Annotated in this window: 18 protein-coding genes; 2 read left to right on the top strand and 16 right to left on the bottom strand. The window is 74.3% G+C overall.

All coding sequences use genetic code 11. The features are described 5' to 3' along the window. Nucleotides 1-40 precede the first annotated feature (40 nt). Genes HPC71_RS13715 through HPC71_RS13705 form a run of 3 tightly spaced genes read right to left on the bottom strand, consistent with a single transcriptional unit; the run spans nt 41 to nt 3,542 of the window. Nucleotides 41-868, bottom strand: a complete 828-nt coding sequence (locus HPC71_RS13715) for a 2-keto-4-pentenoate hydratase (RefSeq protein ID WP_171896796.1) — start codon at nt 866-868, stop codon at nt 41-43. A 20-nt stretch (nt 869-888) separates the two neighbouring features. Further along, nucleotides 889-2,493, bottom strand: coding sequence for an AMP-binding protein (locus tag HPC71_RS13710; RefSeq protein WP_154616334.1), 1,605 nt, complete (start codon nt 2,491-2,493; stop codon nt 889-891). 47 nt (nt 2,494-2,540) lie between these two features. Beyond that, a complete protein-coding gene (locus HPC71_RS13705; protein ID WP_154616335.1) occupies nt 2,541-3,542 on the bottom strand; it encodes a helix-turn-helix transcriptional regulator in 1,002 nt (333 codons plus the stop codon). 105 nt (nt 3,543-3,647) lie between these two features. Between HPC71_RS13705 and HPC71_RS13700 the strand changes: the two genes are divergently transcribed. Then, nucleotides 3,648-4,061, top strand: coding sequence for a VOC family protein (locus tag HPC71_RS13700; protein ID WP_154616336.1), 414 nt, complete (start codon nt 3,648-3,650; stop codon nt 4,059-4,061). A gap of 116 nt (nt 4,062-4,177) precedes the next feature. Then, nucleotides 4,178-5,176 (top strand): hypothetical protein, encoded by a 999-nt coding sequence (locus tag HPC71_RS13695; protein WP_154616337.1) that lies wholly within the window; start codon nt 4,178-4,180, stop codon nt 5,174-5,176. Between the two features lie 4 nt (nt 5,177-5,180). On the opposite strand, the gene HPC71_RS13690 is transcribed toward HPC71_RS13695, so the two are convergent. The 13 genes from HPC71_RS13690 to HPC71_RS13630 form a co-directional block, all read right to left on the bottom strand. Continuing rightward, nucleotides 5,181-6,170, bottom strand: coding sequence for an intradiol ring-cleavage dioxygenase (locus HPC71_RS13690; RefSeq protein WP_154616338.1), 990 nt, complete (start codon nt 6,168-6,170; stop codon nt 5,181-5,183). Next, entirely contained in the window at nt 6,167-7,228 is a 1,062-nt protein-coding gene (locus HPC71_RS13685) for a maleylacetate reductase (protein WP_154616339.1), read from the bottom strand. The genes HPC71_RS13690 and HPC71_RS13685 overlap by 4 nt, the downstream gene beginning before the upstream one ends. Next, on the bottom strand, nt 7,225-9,039 hold the full coding sequence (locus HPC71_RS13680) for an FAD-dependent oxidoreductase (protein ID WP_154616340.1): 1,815 nt from the start codon (nt 9,037-9,039) through the stop codon (nt 7,225-7,227). Before HPC71_RS13680 ends, HPC71_RS13685 begins: the two co-directional genes overlap by 4 nt. 143 nt (nt 9,040-9,182) lie before the next feature. Further along, complete coding sequence (locus HPC71_RS13675; protein ID WP_154616341.1) at nt 9,183-10,166, bottom strand: helix-turn-helix domain-containing protein; 984 nt, start codon at nt 10,164-10,166, stop codon at nt 9,183-9,185. 9 nt (nt 10,167-10,175) lie between these two features. Next, nucleotides 10,176-11,267 (bottom strand): branched-chain amino acid ABC transporter permease, encoded by a 1,092-nt coding sequence (locus tag HPC71_RS13670; RefSeq protein ID WP_154616342.1) that lies wholly within the window; start codon nt 11,265-11,267, stop codon nt 10,176-10,178. Then, nucleotides 11,264-12,133 (bottom strand): branched-chain amino acid ABC transporter permease, encoded by an 870-nt coding sequence (locus tag HPC71_RS13665; protein ID WP_154616343.1) that lies wholly within the window; start codon nt 12,131-12,133, stop codon nt 11,264-11,266. Before HPC71_RS13665 ends, HPC71_RS13670 begins: the two co-directional genes overlap by 4 nt. A 2-nt stretch (nt 12,134-12,135) precedes the next feature. Then, nucleotides 12,136-12,843: an ABC transporter ATP-binding protein gene (locus HPC71_RS13660; protein WP_154616344.1), complete on the bottom strand. Its 708-nt coding sequence runs from the start codon at nt 12,841-12,843 to the stop codon at nt 12,136-12,138. Beyond that, on the bottom strand, nt 12,840-13,577 hold the full coding sequence (locus HPC71_RS13655) for an ABC transporter ATP-binding protein (protein ID WP_171896795.1): 738 nt from the start codon (nt 13,575-13,577) through the stop codon (nt 12,840-12,842). Before HPC71_RS13655 ends, HPC71_RS13660 begins: the two co-directional genes overlap by 4 nt. Continuing rightward, nucleotides 13,574-14,848, bottom strand: a complete 1,275-nt coding sequence (locus HPC71_RS13650) for an ABC transporter substrate-binding protein (protein ID WP_154616345.1) — start codon at nt 14,846-14,848, stop codon at nt 13,574-13,576. The genes HPC71_RS13655 and HPC71_RS13650 overlap by 4 nt, the downstream gene beginning before the upstream one ends. Nucleotides 14,849-15,017: 169 nt before the next feature. Next, entirely contained in the window at nt 15,018-16,637 is a 1,620-nt protein-coding gene (locus HPC71_RS13645) for an AMP-binding protein (RefSeq protein ID WP_154616346.1), read from the bottom strand. A gap of 183 nt (nt 16,638-16,820) precedes the next feature. Beyond that, the gene (locus HPC71_RS13640) at nt 16,821-17,483 is read right to left on the bottom strand and encodes a CoA-transferase (RefSeq protein WP_154616347.1); all 663 of its coding nucleotides are present in this window, start codon (nt 17,481-17,483) and stop codon (nt 16,821-16,823) included. Next, on the bottom strand, nt 17,483-18,178 hold the full coding sequence (locus HPC71_RS13635; RefSeq protein WP_154616348.1) for a 3-oxoacid CoA-transferase subunit A: 696 nt from the start codon (nt 18,176-18,178) through the stop codon (nt 17,483-17,485). Before HPC71_RS13635 ends, HPC71_RS13640 begins: the two co-directional genes overlap by 1 nt. Further along, complete coding sequence (locus tag HPC71_RS13630) at nt 18,178-19,362, bottom strand: thiolase family protein (RefSeq protein WP_154616349.1); 1,185 nt, start codon at nt 19,360-19,362, stop codon at nt 18,178-18,180. The genes HPC71_RS13635 and HPC71_RS13630 overlap by 1 nt, the downstream gene beginning before the upstream one ends. Nucleotides 19,363-19,408 lie beyond the last annotated feature (46 nt).

Here is a 19,408-nt window from a genome sequence, read left to right as displayed (position 1 = left end):
ACGGTTCGCCTGCATACCTTGATGAACAGGCAGCAGCAGGTCAGCCCGAGAACCGCGCGGTGACCGAGCCGAGGCCGGAGATCTCGGCGACGACGGTGGCGCCGGGGGGTACGTCGCGCATCGGGCCGAGCGCGCCGGAGAGGACGACCTGCCCGGCGCGGAGGGGTTCGCCGTAGGCACGGGCGGCGCGGGCCAGCCAGGACAGCGCGGTGAGCGGGTCGCCGAGGCAGGCGGCGCCGGTGCCGGTGGAGACCTCTTCGCCGTCGATGGTCATCCGCATCGTCACCTCGGCCGGCTCGACCTCGTCGAGGGTGCGGCGCTCCTCGCCGAGCACGTAGAGGCCGGAGGAGGCGTTGTCGGCGACGGTGTCGCCGAAGGAGATGTCCCAGCCGGCGATCCGGCTGTCGACGATCTCGAGGGCGGCGACGACGGAGTCGACCGCGGTGCGCACCTGCGCCTCGTCCAGCGGCCCGTCCGCGAGGTCGGCGCCGAGCACGAAGGCCACCTCCGCCTCGGCCTTGGGCTGGAGCAGCCGCGCCATCGGCACCTCGGCGGCGCCGGAGAGGTCCATGTCGTCGAAGAGCCAGCCGAAGTCGGGCTGGTCCACGCCGAGCTGCTGCTGGACGGCCACCGAGGTCGCGCCGATCTTGCGGCCCACGACGATCGCCCCGTCGGCGCGGCGGGCCTCGACGAGCAGCGACTGCACGGCGTACGCCGCCGCGAGGTCCTCGGAGCCGATCAGGTCGCGGACCGGTGCGCAGGGGGCGACCGTGCGGGCGGCGTGCACCAGCCGGTCGGCCGCCTCGCGGATCGCCGCCTCGGGGACGTCGGTGCTGCCGGCGGTGGTCAGGGAGTAGGGCTCGCTCACGAGGGACAGGGTGGCCCCGCTCACCCGCGCAGGGCCAGGGGGTCTCGCGGGTCGGTACGCACGGCGTACCGGTAGGACGACCCGACCCGCTCCAGCGCCCCGTCGAGGCCGGTGTCGATCGCCCGCTTGACCACCTTGCTGGTGGCGGTGCGCGGCAGCGCGTCGACCGGGCGCAGGTAGCGCGGCACCCAGGTCGTGCCGAGGTCGGGCTGGGCGGCGAGGAAGGCGGCGAAGGCGTCGGGGTCGAAGGCCGCGCCGGGCTCGAGCTCGGCGACGGCGAGCACCGCGTCGCCGACGGCTTCGTCGGGCACGGCGAGCACGGCGACCGAGGAGAACGCGGGGAACCGGCCGAGCAGCCGCTCGATCGGCGCGGTCGCGACGTTCTCCCCGTCGACGCGCAGCCAGTCACCGGAGCGGCCGGCGAAGTAGAAGAAGCCGTCGGCGTCGCGGTAGGCGAGGTCGCCGGACCACACCCAGCCGTGGCGCAGCCGCCGCGCCTCGGCCTCGGGGTTGTTCCAGTAGCCCTCGAACAGCGCCGCCCCGGTCGTGTTGACGATCTCCCCGACGGCCTCCTCGGCGTTGAGCAGCACGCCGGCGTCGTCGAACCGCGCCGGCGGGCACTCGCGCAGCGTCTCGGGGTCCAGCACGACGGTGCCCTCGGGTGCGACGCCGAGCGAGCCCGGCGGCGTCTCCGGGGTCCGCATCACGTGGATCTCGCCCTCGCTGGAGCCGAAGGAGTCGATCACGCGGCAGCCGAAGCGCCGGGAGAACTCAGCGATGTCGCGCTCGGAGGCCTCGTTGCCGAAGGCGATCCGCAGCGGGTTGTCGGCGTCGTCGGGCCGCTCGGGGGTCGCCAGCACGTAGTGCAGCGGCTTGCCGACGTAGTTGAAGAACGTCACCCCGTGCCGCCGCACGTCCGGCAGCCACGCCGACGCCGAGAACCGCCGCCGCAGCACGACCCGCCCGCCCGTCCGCACCGCCGGCGCGATCCCGGCCATGATCGCGTTGGAGTGGAACATCGGCATCACCACGTAGAAGACGTCGCCGCCGGTGAGCCCCCGCCGCTCGACCTGCTGCCCGGCGATCCGCGCCATCCGCCCCTGCGTGCAGACCACCGCTTTCGGCGCGGAGGTGGTGCCGCTGGTGAACACCAGGGAGTACGCCGCGTCGGCCGCCACGTCGCCGGCCCGCGCGAGGTTGAGGGGCACCGCCGCGGCCAGCCGGGCGGCGTACCCGGGCTCGTCGACGTGGAGCGTGCGCGCCGCGGGGACGCCGGTCGCGAGCCCGTCGAGCAGGGGGCGGCGGCTGTCGTCGACCACGAGCGCCTGGCACTCGGTGAAGGCGATGTCGCGCGCGAGCTCGGGGCCGCGGCGGGTCGGGTTCACGCCGACCACGGTCGCGCCGGCGATCGCGGCGGCGCACCACCACAGGAGGTGCTCGGCGGTGTTCTCCATCGCCAGGCCGACGTGCCAGGGGCCCTCCACGCGCAGCTGCTCGAGCAGGCCGGCCCGCTGCCGCGCCTCGGCGACGACCTCCCGCCAGGTCCAGGACCGCTCCTCGAACCACAGGCCGGGGGAGTCGTCCTCGGCGCGGTCGGCGACCAGCCGGGCGAACGTGTCGGGCATGGGCCACCTCGGGATCGGGGTCGGGGCCGGCAGGACGAGAACGGATTCTAGTTCTGTGCCGGCCCGCGGCCGCCCGCGTCCACCAGCCGCCGCCCGACCCGGTCGATCGCGGTGGCGAGCTCGGGCGGGCCGACCACCTCGAGGTCGGCGTCGAAGCGGGCCAGCAGCGCGACCAGGCCGGTCCACGACCAGGAGCCCACGGCCAGCCGGGTGTGGTCGGGGCCGAGCGCCTCGACCACCCCGTCGAGCGCGAACGGCGCGACCTGGGCCAGCGGCAGGTGCAGCACCACCTCGCCGCGGCACGGCCAGTCCTCGCCCGCGGCCGCGCCGCGGAAGCGGCCGGTGAGGAACGAGGCCACGCTCCCGTCGCCGGGGAGCGCGCGCGGCGTGAAGCGCGGCCCGTGCGGCACCCGCGGGCGGACCCGGTCGACGCCGAAGACCCGCCAGTCGTCGCGGTCGAGGTCCCACCCGACGAGGTACCACCGGCCGGCCCGGGACACCACGTGGTGCGGCTCCACCCGTCGTACGACGCCGGGCCGGTCGCCGGGGTCGCCGGGGTCGCCGGGGTCGCCGTGGTCGAACCGCACCAGCTCGCGCGCGCGGACCGCGGCGGCGAGCGTGGCCAGCACCGCGGGGTCCGCGGCGGGGCGGGCGCCTCTCGAGGGCGCGGCGGAGGACAGCTCGACGGCGTCGACGCGGTGCCGCAGCCGGGAGGGCATCACCTGGCGCAGCGTCGCCAGCGCCCGGCCGGCGGCCTCGCCGACGTCTGCCCCCGACGCGGTCGCGCTGCGCAGCGCGACGGCCAGCGCGACGGCCTGCTCGTCGTCGAGCAGCAGCGGCGGCAGGTCCGCCCCGGCGCCGAGCCGGTAGCCGCCGTCGGGTCCCTTCGTCGCGGTGATCGGGTAGCCGAGGTCGCGCAGCCGGCCCACGTCGCGGCGCACCGTGCGCTCGCTGACCTCGAGACGCTCGGCCAGCAGCGCGCCGGGCCAGTCGCGCCGCGCCTGGAGGAGGGAGAGCAGCGCGAGGAGACGTCCCGACGTACCGGCCATGGCACTCAGGTTGCCAGGAGAAGAGGACAGGACCTGACCGGATCGCCCGCCAGGCTCGAGGTGTCGGCCGACCGGTCGGCGCCCACCACCTTCCGAGGAGCACCCATGAGCATCGACGTCACCCCCCACCTCAACTTCCGCGGCCGGGCCCGCGCGGCGCTGGAGCACTACCGCTCGGTCTTCGGCGGCGAGCTGGTCATCGCGACGTACGGCGACCTCGGCAGCCAGGACCCGGCCGAGGCCGACCAGGTCGTCTTCGGGCAGGTCATCAGCCCCGACGGCTTCCGCGTGATGGCCTACGACGTGCCGGCCGCCCGCCCGTGGAGCGCCGGGGACGACCCGTTCTTCGTCTCGGTCCGCAGCGCCGACCCGGCCGAGATCACCGAGCGCTGGGAGCGCCTCGCCGAGGGCGCGACCGTCGTGCAGCCGCTCGGGCCGGCGGCGTGGGCGCCGCTCTACGGCATGCTCACCGACCCGTTCGGCGTCACCTGGGTGCTCGACGTCGCGCCGGCCGGCTGACGCCCCGGCTGACGCCCCGGCGGCCAGCCGGCTGACAACCTCGGCGGCCGCGGCAGCGTCGAAGAGGGTGTGGCCGCCGCCCGGCGGCCGCACCCGCCCCCACTCCTGGAGCCACCGTGTCCCGCACCCACGTCGCCCTGGCCGCCACTCTCGCCGCCGTCACTGCTGCGGTCGTCGCGCTGATGCCAGCCCCAGCCGGGGCGGCGGCGGACGACCCGGTGCTCATCCGTCCGGCCGCCCTCGCGCGCGGCGCGGACCCGGCCTTCCCGGCGCTCGTCGGCTCGACGATCGTCGACGGCGACCGGCGCGTCCGCATCGACCTGCCCGACGCCCGGCTGCTCGGCCGCGCCGGCGGGGCCTACGTCGTCGCGTTCACGCCGGTCAACGGCACCCACCAGCGGGTGACCCGGGTGCGGCCCGACGGCTCCCGGCGGGTGCTCCTGCGCGGCCGCGGCTGGAACGACGCGCACCTCTCCGCCGACGGCGACCACCTGCTCACCGGTCAGTACCTCGGCCGGCCCGGGCGGCCCGGCCGCACGGTCCTGCGCGCCCTCGACCCGCGCTCGGGTGAGCTGCTCGTGCAGCGGACCCTCGCCGGCGCCCGTGACGTGCTGGACGCCCGGGACGGGGTCGCGCTCGTCTCCGGCGACGGGGTGCGCCGCCCGACGGTCCGCTGGGACCTCACCGCCGGCACGATCCGCACGCTGACCGGCAGCGACGTCTACCTGGCCGACCTCGCGGCCGACCGGATGGCGGCGTGGACTCGCGACCCCTACCTCGGCGGCTGCAGCGTGGTCACCTCGATCTCCGACCCCGGCCGGGTGTGGTGGCGCTCGTGCCAGTGGCGCGTCGAGGCGGTCGCCCCGGACGGCGGCCGGCTGGCGGTGGTCCCGCTCCTGAGCGACGGGCTCGGCACGAGCACCGTGCAGGCCCGGGCGGTGCGCGGCCGGCGGCTGGCGACGTACGACATCGGCGGCTGGTTCGGCCAGGTCCGCTTCGAGACGGCGACCGACCTGGTGCTCGACGCCCATGGCCGCGTCCGGACCGCGCTGGTGCGCTGCGACGGGGCCGACTGCGAGCGGGCGAGCCGGACGGTGTCGACCCGCCGGCCCTGACCCGCTAGCGCCCGTCCGTGTCTGCCCCCGCGTCGACGCCCGCGTCGGCCCCCGCGTCGGCCCCCGCGTCGGCCCCGGCGTCGCCCGGGGCGAGCACGACGTCGAAGCGCGTGCTCGCCCAGGAGCGGTCGGCGAGGTCGCGGCCGTCGGGGGTCGGCGTGCCGGCCGGGTGCTCGACGAAGTCCATGACCAGCGAGTCCTTGACGCCGAAGACGCTGTCGCTGGCGAGCAGCTCGTCGCCGCGCACGAAGATGTGCGTGACCAGGGTGCGCAGGCCGGGCGCGGTGACCATGAAGTGCAGGTGCGAGGCGCGCATCGGCGAGCGGCCGGTCGCGGCGAGCATGGCGCCGACGGGGCCGTCGTGGGGGATCGGGTACGGCGTCGGCGTGACCGCCCAGAACCGGTAGCCGCCGTCCTCGTCGCTGAACAGGTGGGCGCGCCCGGCGGTGCGGCCGTCGCCGTACTGCACGTCGTAGAAGCCGTCCTCGTCGGCCTCCCACACCTCGATCCGAGCGCCGGGGACGGGCCGGCCGTCGGTGTCGCGGACGGTGCCCTCGACCCAGCACGGCTGCCCGGTCGCGCCGCCGGCGATGTCGCCGCCGAGCTCGACGCGCGGGGCGTCCTCGACGAAGAACGGCCCGAAGACGGTGGCCTCGGTGGCGTCGGCGTAGGCCTGGTTGTTGATCGCGATGGTCTGCATCGAGGCGCCGAGGGTGTCGGAGAGCAGGATGAACTCCTGGCGCCGGTCGTCGGTGATGTGGCCGATCGCGGTGAGGAAGTCGATGCCCTGGCGCCACTCCTCCTCGGTCAGCCGCACCTCGCGGAGGAAGCCGTGGAGGTGGCGGACGGCCGCGCCCATGATCTCGCGGAGCCGGTCGTCGGGCGTGCCGGCGAAGGAGTCGACGACGCGCTGGACGAGCTCCTCCTCGCGCTCGCGCTGGGCGTCCTCGATGGTGTGGTCGGCGGCGCTCGGGGTGGTCGGGGTGCTGGTCATCGCGGGTCTGCTCCTTCCCACGCCTGCCGCAGGAGGTGGCGCAGCGTGTCGATGGTGACGGGGGCGGGGTTGCTGGGTGGCACGGCGGGCAGGACGGCCGCCGCGGCGTCGTCGAGGTCGTCCTCGGGCAGGCCGTGGTCGCGCAGCGCACGGGGTGCGTCGAGCCGCGAGCGCAGGGCCTGGAGGCCGTCGAGCGCGGTGTCGGAGCCGAACGCCTCGGCGATCCGCCGCTCGGCCTCGGGGGCGGCCGGGCCGTTGAGCGCGAGCACGTGGGGGAGCACCACGGCGTGGGTCGGGGCGTGCGGCAGGTCGTAGCGCCCGCCGAGCACGTGGCAGATCTTGTGGTGCAGGCCCGACCCGGCCGAGGAGAAGGCGACCGCGGCGAGGTACGCGCCGTACAGCGACTGCTCGTGGCCGGCGACCCCGGTCGGGTCCTCGACGATCCGCGGCAGGCCGGCGGCCAGCGCGCGGATGCCCTCGGTGGCCAGCGCGGCGTCGATCGGATCGGTGCGCGGCGCCCACATCGAGTCCACGCAGTGGGCCATGGCGTTGAGGCCCGAGGCGACCGCGAGGTCGACCGGCAGCGAGACGAGGAGCGAGGCGTCGTAGACGACCGCGCGGGGCAGCACCCGCGGGTCCACCCCGGTCGTCTTGGCGCCGTCGTCGGTGAGGCCCCAGACGTTCGTCGCCTCCGACCCGGCGTACGTCGTCGGGACGGCGACCACCGGCAGGCCGGTGGTCAGCGCGACCGCCTTGGCCAGCCCGGTGGTCGACCCGCCGCCGACGCTGACCAGCACGTCGGCGTCGTGCTCGGCGGCGGCGGCCCGGGCGCGCTCGGCGACCGGCACCGGGACGTGCATGACCACCTCGTCGTGGTGGTGGACCACCGGCAGCCCGGCCGTCACCCGCGCGGCCACCTCGGCCTCGGGGCGGCCGGCGAGGACCATCACCCGACGGCCGCCGAGCCGCTCGACCTCCTCGGCCAGCGCGGCCGCGGCCTCGCCGGCCCCGAACCGCACCCGCTGGGGGAGCGTCTCGTGCTCGAAGCGCAGGCTCATGCGTCCCCGCCCTGCTCCGGCGCCCGCGAGAGGACGCGGGCGAGCGCGTCGCGCAGGTCGCCGGCCGGGTCCTCGGGCAGCGTGCGGGCGCGCCAGGCGATGTGCTTGTCGGGGCGCACGAGCAGCGCGCCGCTCTCCTCGACCTCGCGCAGCTTGGCCCAGTCGTAGTAGAGGTCGGTGACCTCGCGGCCGGGGCCGATGACGACGGTGGCCAGCGGGACGCCGAGCTCGGCGGCCACCGCCGCGGCGGCCTCCGCCCAGGCCTCCCCGGCGATGCCGGTGATGAGGGTGAACCGGTCGTAGGGGGCGAGGTCCATCATCGCCTGCTTGTGCACGTTGTCGCCGACCCACGCGTGCGGCAGGTGGGAGCCGGGCACGGTCGAGGCCTCGTGGTAGAGGTCGGGGTCGCGGGTCGGGGTGGGGCGCGGGGTCCCGTCGCCGACCACGGCGGAGGACTCGTAGAACTGCCCGAGCTCGACGCCGTGGGCGTTGAACTCGTAGTTCTTCAGCTCCATCGCCTTGAGCAGCGCCGCGCGCTTGGCCGCGCCCTCGGGGGTGTTGGCCTTGCGCTCCTCGATCCTGGCGACCATCTCCTCCTCGGTGCGGGCGTCGGTGACCCCGAGGGCGACGAAGAGGTCGACGAACTCCCGGCTGGAGCGGTTGGCCCGCTTGACGATCCGCTCGGCGACCGGCGCGCGCTCGGTGGAGTAGGTGTCCAGCAGCGCGGGGCCGGCCTGGCCGCGGAGCACGGCGGCGAGCTTCCACGCCAGGTTGTAGGAGTCCTGGACCGAGGTGTTCGAGCCGAGCCCGTTGCTCGGCGGGTGGCGGTGGATGGCGTCGCCGGCGCAGAAGACACGGCCGGACTGGAGGTGCGTCGCGTACATCTCGTTGTTGCCCCACAGGGAGGTGCCGGTGATCTCGACGTCGAGGTCGGGCATGCCGAGCAGGTTGCGCACGATCTGGGTGGCGGCGTCCTCGTCGACCACCGGCGGCGGCCCGCCGATGTCGTAGCCCCACACGATGAGCCACTCGTTCCACGGCCGGACCATGCGCACCAGGCCGGCGCCGATGCCGCCGACGTTGGAGCCGGGCTGGATGACCCAGTAGAGCACCGAGGGGCGGTGGTCGACGTACGCCGCGATGTCGGCCTTGAAGGTGATGTTCATCGAGCCCGCGATGTCCATCGCGCCCTCGAAGGGCAGGCCGATGTCGGAGGCGACCTTCGAGCGCGCGCCGTCGGCGCCGATGAGGTACGTCGCGCGGATCGTGTACTGCTGGCCGGTGAGCCGGTCGAGGACCTGCACGTCGACGCCCTCGTCGCCCTGGACGTGGGAGAGGTACTCGGTGGAGAAGCGCGTCTGCGAGCCGCGCGCGGCCGCGTTGCGGACCAGGATCGGCTCGAGGTAGGTCTGCGGGATGTCGACGGTCAGGCACGGCGAGGCCAGCTGGTAGTCGGCCTCGCGGGCCGGGCTGGTGCCCCAGGTGTGGATGCGCCCGATCTCCTCCCCGGCGATGGAGGTGCAGAAGACGGTGTCGCCGACGAGGTGGTGCGGGGTCGCGTCGGCCAGCACCTGGTCCTCGATGCCGAGGTCGCGGAAGACCTCCATGGCGCGCTGGTTGGTGATGTGGGCGCGGGGGGTGTTCGCGGTCCAGCGGTACTTGGTGATCATGATGTTCGGGACCCCGAGCGTCGCCAGGGCGAGCGCGGCGGCCGACCCGGCCGGGCCCGACCCCACGATGAGCACGTCGGTCTCGACGGTCGCGGTGGTCGGCAGCTCGGTCTCGGTCTGGCCGTCCTGGAACGCAGGCATGGTCGTCACCTCTCTGCGCCGGACACCCGCCGGCGGCCCGGCCAGTCTCGGCACCCGCGCGGCCCGGGCGGGAGGTGTGACGCCGATCTCGGCGCGAAGCGGAAGCGTTGGCCGATCGGCGCACCTGGCTGTTCTGCGCAGGGTCAGGGCAGGGGGACGGCGCGGGCGGCGACGGCCCGGCGGCGTACGTCGCTGGCGCGCTCGCCGACGTGGGTGGTGAAGGCGTGGGAGAAGTGCGCCGCGGAGCTGAAGCCGCAGTGGTGGGCGATCTCGGCGATCGTCATCGAGGTCGCGGCCGGCTTCTCCAGCAGCCGCCGGGCCAGCTCGAGCCGGCGGCCCAGGACGTAGCGGGGCACGCTGGTGTCGACCTGCGCGAAGACCCGCGAGAGGTGGCGGGTGGAGAGCCCGACCGCCGCGGCCACCTGGGCGGCCGACAGCGAGGGGTCGGAGAGGTGGGCGTCGATGTAGGCCTGTGCCGCGCTGCGGTGCGCGGTGGTGAGGTCGCCCTGGTGGTCCCGGCCGGTGAGTGCCGCGAGCAGGTCGAGCAGCGCCTGCTCGGTGACCGGCACCGGGTCCTCGTCGCGGGCGGCGGCGCCGACCATGCGGGCCAGGTCGTGGGCGTGGGCGTTGGCGCCGGCGGCGAAGCCGGTGACCACCGGCTTGGGCACGTCGGTGATGCCGGTGGCCTCGGTGAACAGCTCGCGCGGGACCTTGAGCACCAGCTCCTCCAGGCCGCGGGAGAAGCCGCGCATGAACGGCCGGTCGGCGTCGCAGAGCAGCATCTGGCCCGGCTGGACGGTCCGCACGCCGTCGTCGTGGTAGAAGAACGCCTCGCCGGCGAGGCTGAAGAACAGCGCCACCGACTCCGCCGGGCGGCTGCGGACCATGCCCGCGTCGCGCTCGACGACGTGGGAGCTGCCGCGGACCCGGGCCAGGTGGAGCCGGTCGACCTGGAGGTTGACCTCGGTGGCGTCGAGGGCGGCGCCGCTCATGCTGCGGCAGCGCAGCCCGATGAGGGCCTCGGCGTTGTGGGACTCCCACAGCTCGATCCGCTGCGCCTCGGGGAGCCCGGCCGTGGAGAACGCGACCGGGGCTCCTCCGCCCCCCGCAGGTGTGACGTGCGTCATGTACTCAGGCTACGCATCCGCCGCAGGACGTCCAGACCTCTCGGCGACCCGCACCCGGCGGCCGACGGGGAACAGGTGCAGCCGGTCGCGGGTGAGGGCGCCCCACAGGCCGCGCGGGGCGAGCAGCACGACCGCGATCGCCAGCGCGCCGACCGCCACGAGGTACCACGTGCCCTGGTCGGCGAGCTGCTGCTGGAGCACGAAGAAGACGACCGCTCCCAGGATCGGGCCCTCGATGGTGCCGAGGCCGCCGATCACCACGATGAAGATCATGAAGGCGCTCCAGCTGACCGAGTAGATCGAGTCCGGGCTGACCCGCAGCGTGTTGACGGCGATGAGCGCCCCGGCCAGCCCGGCGCCGGCCGAGGAGGCGACGTACACGGTGCGCTGCCAGCGGCGGACGTCGACGCCGAGCCCGGAGGCCGCCTTGGCGTCGTCGCGGATCGCGGTGAGGCCGAGCCCGACGCGCGAGCGCATGAGCAGGTACGTCGCCACGACGACGAGCACCGCGAGGCCCAGGCCCAGCCAGTAGACGGTCGCGACCCGGTCGACCCGGTCCACGCCGCGGAAGGCGCCGAGGGAGAGCCCCGACCCGCCGCCGAGCGCGTCGACCTGGGTGGTCACCAGCTTGAAGACCTCCGCCACCACCCAGGTGCCGATCGCGAAGTAGCCGCCGACCAGCCGGAAGACCAGGAACGAGGTCATCAGCGCCAGCAGCCCGCAGACCACCGCCGCCAGGGCCAGCGCCCCGATGAGCGGCACCCCGACGGTGTCGGCGAGGTAGATGACGCCGTAGCCGCCCGCGCCGATGAAGGCCTGCTGGCCGATGGAGACCAGGCCGCCGTAGCCGGCCAGCAGGTTCCACGTCGTGGCCAGGATGATCAGCGCGAAGAGGCCGACCAGCTGGCTCAGGGTGCCCAGCGAGACGTTGTAGGGGACCCAGAGCGCGAGCACGAGGACGGCCACGACCAGGACCGCCGCGCCCACGAGGCCCCCGCGCCCGCCGCGGTCCACGTGGACGTCGCGCGCACCGGCGCCGGCGAGCAGGTCCGCGGGCGCGGCGGCGGGGCCGGCGGGGTTGGTGGTGGGGGTCGGGCTCATGCGGTCACCATCCGGGGCATCAGGCCGCTGGGCCGGAAGGCCAGCACGGCGAGGAAGACGAGGTGGCCGACCAGGACGCCGTACGCCGGGTCGACCTGGGCGCCGACGGTCTGCGCGACACCGAGGACGAGCCCTCCGAGGAACGTGCCCCACAGCGAGCCGAGCCCGCCGATGATCACGGCCTCGAAGGCGAAGATCAGGACGAGGTCGCCGTACCCGGGGGTGAACTGCGTGCTCATCCCCAGGAACGCCCCGGCGATCGCGACGCTGCCGACCGCGATGGCGGTCGCGAGGCCGTAGACGTGCCGGTCGTCGATGCCCATCAGCCGGGCCGCGCCGGGGTCGTCGCTGGTCGCGCGCATCGCCCGGCCGGTGGCGGTGCGGGCCAGGAAGAGCTGGATCGCGCCGATGACGGCGACCGCGATCGCGAAGGTGAGCAGGGAGAAGACGCCGAGCGAGAGCCCGTCGGCGAGCTTCACGCTGGACGTGCCGAGCGACCCGATCGAGATGCTGCGCGAGTTGGCGGTGGCCAGCTCCTGGAGCAGGTTCACCAGCACCACCGACACCCCGAAGGTCACCAGCAGCGGCGCCAGCTCGCCCTGGCCCAGGGAGCGGTTGAGCAGCACCCGCTGGAGCAGGTAGCCGACGACCGCGAAGACCAGCACGGCCACCACCAGGGCCACCGGCAGGGGGAGCGGGGTCTGCTCGACGACGAGGAGGGTCAGGTACGCCGCGGCGACGGCGAGCGCGCCGTGGGCGAGGTTGACGATCCGCATGACGCCGAAGACCAGCGAGAGCCCGCACGCGATCAGTGCGTACTGGCCGCCCAGGAGCACGCCCTGGACCACCGCGTTCAGCCAGTCCATCCCTAGACCTCCTCGAGACCGAAGTAGGCGGCCGCGACCTGCTCGCGGTCGACCTGGGAGACCGGGGCCTCCAGCACGGTGCGGCCCTCCAGCAGGCACTGCACCCGGTCGGCGACCTCGAGCGCCTGGCCGAGGTCCTGCTCGACGACCAGCACCGTGGTGCCGCGTGCGGTGATGCGGGGGAGCGCGCGGTAGATGTCCTGCACCACGACCGGGGCCAGGCCGAGCGAGACCTCGTCGAGCAGCAGCAGCCGCGGGTTGGCCATCAGGGCCCGCCCGATCGCGGTCGCCTGCTGCTCACCGCCGGAGAGGTAGCCGCCGGTGCGCGCCCGCCGGTCCGCGAGCAGCGGGAAGGCGTCGTACACCGCCGCGAGGTCCCACGGCCCGGGGCGGCCGGGGTGGCCACCGACCAGCAGGTTCTCCTCCACGCTGAGGGACCGGAAGATCCGGCGGCCCTCGGGCACCAGGGAGATGCCGAGGCGGACCCGCTTGTGATCGGGCACGGCGCTGACGTCGCGACCGTCGAAGCGGACCTGGCCGGCGGTCGGGCGCAGGACCCCGGCGACCGCCTTGAGCAGGGTGGACTTGCCGGCACCGTTGGCGCCGACGACGGCGAGCGTCTCGCCCTCCTCCACGCGCAGGTCCAGGCCGTGCAGCGCCCGGAGCTCGCCGTAGTGGGCGTCGATCGCGTCGACCTCGAGCAGGCTCATCGGGCGTCCCCCTCCGGGATGGAGCCGAGGTAGACCTCCACCACGGCGGGGCTGCGCATCACCTCGTGCGGGTCGCCGATGGCGACGACCTCGCCCATGGCCAGGCACATCAGCCGGTCGACGACCTCGAGCAGCGCGTGGACGATGTGCTCGATCCAGACCACGCCGAGCCCGGCCTCGCGCAGCCGGCGCACGACGTCCATGAGCGCGGGCAGCTCGGCCTCGGTCAGGCCGCCGGCGATCTCGTCGAGCAGCACGAGCCGGGGGCGCGTCGCGAGGGCCCGGGCCAGCTCGAGCCGCTTGCGGTCGAGGAGGCGCAGCCCCCCGGCCCGGGTGTTGAGCAGGTCCCCGAGCCCGGCGACCTCGATGGCGTCGACCGCCGCGCGGTGGGCCTCCTTGCCGCGGTGCCGACCGGCGAAGGTGGACCCGACCAGGACGTTCTCGAAGACCGTCAGGCCCCCGAAGGGCCGGGGGATCTGGTAGGTCCGCCCGACGCCGCGGCGACCACGCGCCGCGGCGTCGAGGGAGGTGACGTCATGCCCGTCGAGCAGCACCTGGCCGGCGTCGGGACGCTGGGTGCCGTTGACGAGGTCGAGCATCGTGGACTTGCCGGCGCCGTTCGGGCCGACGACGCCGAGCACCTCGCCGGCGGCCACCGAGAAGGACACGTCGGTCGCGGTGACCACGCGCCCGAAGCGCTTGGACACCCCGCGGACGGCGAGCAGCTCGGTCACGGGAGCGGCTCGACCTTGCCGGCGGCCGGGATCTCGGGGGCGAGGGCGTTGGAGACGACCACGAGGTCGAAGGGGTGCTCGCCGCCCTCGACGGCGCGCCACTGGCCGCCGGTGAGCGGGGTCTTGGCGATGTACGGCGGCACCGAGTCGTCCGCACCCCAGGCCACGGGCCCGACGACGGTCTCGACCGACAGGCCGTCGAGCGCCTCGTCGATGGCCTCGGCGTCGGTCGAGCCGGCCTTCTGCACGGCGGCCGCCGCGACCTCGAAGAGCGCGTGGGCGAAGCCGAGCGGCTGGGTCCACTGCTGGCCGGTGCCCTCCTCGAACGCGTCCGCGAGCTCCTGGGCCGACTGCCCGGTCAGCGAGCTCTCGAACGGCGCGGTCGGGGTCCACCAGACCTCGGTGCCGAGGCCGTCGGCGATGTCGCCGAGCGCCTCGACGGCCGAGGGGAAGAGCAGCGCCTTGCCGATGGTGGCGACCTTGGGGCGGTAGCCCTGCTGCTTGGCCTGCTTCCAGAACGTCGTGAAGTCCGGCGGGATCGGCACGCCGAGCAGGATGTCCTTGCCCTTGAAGGCGGAGAGCTGGGCGGAGAAGTCCTTGGTGCCGTTCGTGTAGAGGCCGGGGTTCTCGATGGTGACGCCGGTGTCGGCGGTCAGCGCCGGGAAGTTGGCGCTCCACGCCTGGCCGTCGGGGTCGTTGGGGAACAGCCCGCCGGCCTGGCCGTTGGTCTCGACCTGGCTCCAGATGTCGGAGTAGACGGCCGCGACGTCCTCGAGGCCCCAGAAGAAGTGGTGGCTGTACTGGAGGTCGGCCGGCTCGTCGCCGCCGCGGATCGCGAACGGCTGCCAGGGCGCCACGGTGGTGATGCAGGGGACCGAGTTGGCCTCGCACTGCTCGGAGACCGGGTTGGCCACGTCGGGGGTGCCCGAGGAGATGACCACGTCGACCTCGTCGCCGTTGATCAGGTCGGCGGTGACCTCACCGGCGCGGGTGGAGTCGCTCTGGGCGTCCTTGACCACGATCTCGACGTCGACCTCCTCGCCGTCGACCTCGATCGGGTTCTCGGCGAAGTAGTCCTCCATCTGGTCCACCACGAACGCGTTCGCCTCGCCGAACGGCGCGAGCGACCCGGTCTCGGTCGAGACGAACCCGATCCGCAGGGTCTGGGCGTCGCCCGCCGACTCGCCCCCGCCGACCCCGTCGCTCGAGCATCCCGCCGTCAGCAGGGCCAGCGCGGCCGCCCCGGCCACGATCGACACGTGAGTCCTCATGCTGCCTCCTCGACACCGGCCGCGGTCGCGGCCTCGGGGCGTGCCTCGCCCCCCACGAGGGAGCGTGCCGAGCCGGTGTGAGCGCCGTCACCAGTTGTCGGTGCCGTCGTCCGAAAGCCGAAGCCATGGCCGATGGGCGCATCCCGCCCCGGCGGGGAGGAAGGGAGGGTCAGGCCGGGGTGGGGGCCTGCTCGCGCGCGACCGCCTTGGCCCAGCGGTAGTCGGCCTTGCCGGCCGGGGTGCGCTTGACCTCGGGGACGACGACCAGGTCGCGGGGGACCTTGTAGCCGGCCAGCGACTCGCGGGCGTGGCGCTGGACGTCCTCGAGCTGCGGCTCGCGGCCCTCCCGGGCGGAGACCACGGCGGCGACCCGCTCGCCGAGCCGCTCGTCGGGGACGGCGACGACGAGGACGTCGGCGATGTCGGGGTGGCCGTGCAGGACGTTCTCGACCTCCTCGACGTAGACCTTCTCCCCGCCGGTGTTGATGCACTGGGAGCCGCGGCCGAGGAAGACGATCGAGCCGTCGTGGTCGCGGTAGCCCATGTCGCCCAGCACCGAGCAGCGCCGCCCGTCGGGCAGCGTGCGGAACGTGCGGGCGGTCTTCTCCTCGTCCTTGTAGTAGCCCTGGGGGACCGGGCCGAGGCGGGCGATGAGGCCGACGTTCTCGGGCCCGGCGGGCACCTCGGCGAGCGTGTCGTCGACGACGAGCATCTTGTCGGTGGCCGGCACCCGCAGGTTGCCTCCCTCGTCGAGCGTGATCTCGCCGTCGTTGCCCGACTCCGAGGCGCCGAAGTTGTCGCGCTGCATCGCGCCGGGCGCGAGCGCCTTGAACCGGTCGCGGCACGCCTGGGACCAGATCGCCCCGCCGGAGGTGATCATGAACAGCGCGGAGTAGTCGACCTCGTCCTGGCGGCGCTCCATCTCATCGGCCAGCGGCATGCCCATCGCATCGCCCACGATGAGCAGGCTCTGCAGCCCGTCGTGGGCGATGCCGTCGACGATCTTCGCCGGGTCGAAGTCGCGGAGCATGACCAGCCGGCCGCCGAAGATGAAGTAGAAGAACATCGCGTACGACGCCGCGCCGTGCATCAGCGGGGCCGCGATGAGGAACGAGATCGGCGGCATCGCCTGGGCCGCCGCCGCGACGGCCGCGAGGTCGGGGTGGGCGTCGCCGTAGGGGTTGCCGCCCGAGAGCGGCTTGTGGAAGAGGTCGTCGTGGGTCCAGACGACGCCCTTCGGGTAGCCCGTGGTGCCGCCGGTGTAGAGGATGTAGTGCTCGTCCCCGGTGCGCTCGGCGAAGTCCCGCTCGGCCGGCTGGTCGCGCCAGCCCGCGAAGTCGACCAGCGCCACGCCGCGCTCGCCGGCCGCGGACACGAGCGCCGCGTCGGGCTGCCCGACGACGTACACGGTGCGGAGCGCGGGGAGGCGGTCGAGGATCGAGGCGAGCACCTGCTGGTGGGCGGGCTCCTCGACGACGACGGCGACGCTGTCGGAGTTGGTGAAGAGGTACTCCAGCTCCGCGGCGGTGTAGCGGTAGTTCACGTTGATCGGCACCGCGCGGATCTTGAGCAGGCCGACCATCGAGGTGACGTGCTCGACGCAGTTCTTGAGGAAGATCGCCACGTGCTCACCCGGCGCGACGCCGTGCGCCGCGAAGAGGTGGCCGACCTGGGTGGCCTCGCGGTCGAACTCGGCGTACGTCAGGTCGCGACCCTCGTAGGTGAGGGCGACCCGCTCGGGCACGGCGTCGGCGACGGTCTCGAACACGGAGGCCAGGTTGAACTTCATGCCTGGGCACGCTAGCCAGGATCCGGCCCGAATGTGAGCCGAGTCACGAAGAAACTGCAACGTGTTCTCGCGTGGCCGGGCTTCTTCGTCGGCCGTTCGTCGCGTGCGTCTCACCGGCCCCACGGGCCCCACCGTTGACGCGACCCCGACGCCCGGCCGAGCCCGAGCCCGAGCCCGGGACGGTCAGGTCCGGTCGACGAGCACCACGTCGAGCCGCTCCTGCAGGTCGGCGAACGACATGCCGTACGTCGCCAGCACGCCGACCTCGCCGCTCGGGTCGCCGACCTCGAAGACGCCGTGGTCGGTGTAGACCCGGCTGACGCAGGCGACGCCGGTCAGCGGGTAGCTGCACGCGGGGACCAGCTTGGGGCTGCCGTCGCGGCCGAAGAGCGTCATCATCACCCACACCGACCGGGCGCCGATGGCGAGGTCCATGGCGCCGCCGACGGCGGGGATGTCCTCGGGCCGGCCGGTGTGCCAGTTGGCCAGGTCGCCGGTGGCGGCGACCTGGTAGGCGCCGAGCACGCAGACGTCGAGGTGGCCGCCGCGCATCATCGCGAAGGAGTCGGCGTGGTGGAAGTAGGCGGCGCCGGGCAGCTCGGTGACCGGGACCTTGCCGGCGTTGGTGAGGTCGGCGTCGACCTGGTCGGGGGCGGCGGCGGGGCCCATGCCGAGCATGCCGTTCTCGGTGTGGAGGACGACGTCCTGCTCATCGGTGAGGTGGTCGGCGATCGTCGTGGGCTGGCCGATGCCGAGGTTGACGTAGGAACCGACGGGGATGTCGGCGGCGATCACCTTGGCCAGGTCGGCGGTGCGCAGCCGCTCGGCGGCGGAGGTCGGTGGCATCAGCGGGCTCCCTGCACGGTGTGGTGCTGCGGCTCGACGGCGACGACGCGGTCGACGTAGATGGACGGGGTGACCACGGCCTCGGGGTCGAGCGTGCCGGTGTCGACGACCTCGGTGACCTGCGCGATCGTCGTGGTCGCGGCGGTGGCCATGACCGGCCCGAAGTTGCGGGCGGTCTTGCGGTAGACGAGGTTGCCGCGCCGGTCGGCCCGGTGGGCGGCGATGAGGGCGTAGTCGCCACGGATGGGGTGCTCGAGGACGTGCTCGCGCCCGTCGATCACCCGGGTCTCCTTGCCCTCGGCGAGCGCGGTGCCGGCGGCGGTGGGGCTGAAGAACGCCCCGATCCCGGCGCCCGCGGCGCGCATCCGCTCGGCGAGGTTGCCCTGCGGGACGACCTCGAGCTCGATGCGGCCGGAGCGGTAGAGGTCGTCGAAGACGTAGGAGTCGACCTGCCGCGGGAAGGAGCACAGGATCCGGCGGACCCGCCCGGCCTTGAGCAGCGCGGCGAGGCCGACCTCGCCGTTGCCGGCGTTGTTGGCGACCACCGTCAGGTCGGTGGCGCCCTGGCGGATGAGGGCGTCGATGAGGTCGAAGGGCATGCCGGCGAGGCCGAATCCGCCGACCAGGACCGTCGAGCCGTCCTCGATCCCGGCGACCGCCTCGTCGACGCTGTCGTGCAGGGTGGTGCGGCCCATCAGGAGGCCTCCTCGTTCTCCAGGACGACGGCCAGGCCCTGGCCGACGCCGATGCAGATGGCGGCGACGCCCCAGCGCTGCCCGCGCTCGCGGAGCACCTTCGCCAGCGTCCCGACGACCCGGCCGCCGGAGGCGCCGAGCGGGTGGCCGAGCGCGATCGCGCCGCCGCGGGTGTTGACGATCTCCGGGTCGATGCCCCAGGCGTCGACGCACGCCAGCGACTGCACCGCGAAGGCCTCGTTGAGCTCCACCGCCCCGACCTGGTCCCAGCCGATGCCGGCCCGGGCGAGCGCACGGTTCGCGGCCTCGACGGGGGCGTAGCCGAACGCCTGCGGCTCCAGCGCGTACGCCGCCCGCCCGGCGACCCGCGCGAGCGGGTCGGTCCCGGTGAGCTCGGCGGCCGCGGCGGAGCCGAGCAGCACCGCGGAGGCGCCGTCGCTCAGCGGGGAGGCGTTGCCCGGGGTGATCGTGCCGTCCTTGCGGAAGGCCGGCTTGAGACCGGCGAGCTTCTCGGCCGAGGAGTCCGGACGGATGCCCTCGTCACGGGTGAGGTCGGCGCCCTCGACCGGGGCGACCAGGTCGTCGTAGAAGCCGTCCTCCCATGCCTGGTGGGCCAGCCGGTGCGAGCGCGCGGCGAACGCGTCCTGCCGCTCGCGGCTGATCCCGTGCTTGGCCTGGAGCTGCTCGTTGGCCTCGCCGAGGGAGACGGTCCACTCCTGCGGCATGGCGGGGTTGACCAGTCGCCAGCCGAGGGTCGTGGAGACCGCGGCGGTGTCGCCGGCCGGGAAGCCCTTGGCGGGCTTGGGGAGCACCCACGGCGCCCGCGACATCGACTCCACGCCGCCGGTGAGCACGAGGTCGGCGTCGCCGGTCTCGATCGTGCGGGAGCCGATCATCACCGCGTCGAGGCTGGAGCCGCAGAGGCGGTTGACGGTGGTGCCGGGCACGCTGACGGGGAGGCCGGCCAGCAGGGCGGCCATCCGGCCGACGTTGCGGTTCTCCTCGCCGGCGCCGTTGGCGTTGCCCCAGACGACGTCGCCGATCCGGGCGGGGTCGAGGCCGGGGGTGCGCGCGAGCAGCGCCCGGATCGTGGCGGCCGCGAGGTCGTCGGGTCGGACCGCGGACAGCCCGCCGGCGTACTTGCCGAACGGCGTGCGCACGGCGGCGTAGACGTAGGAGCTCATGGGCCGACCGTAGGTCCGGCCGCCATGATTGTGAAGTATCAGAATC

It is taken from the genome of Nocardioides marmotae (genome assembly GCF_013177455.1).
Classification (GTDB): domain Bacteria; phylum Actinomycetota; class Actinomycetes; order Propionibacteriales; family Nocardioidaceae; genus Nocardioides; species Nocardioides marmotae.
Note: the sequence above shows the minus strand (reverse complement) of the source record. Positions and strands in the feature narration are given on the sequence as shown.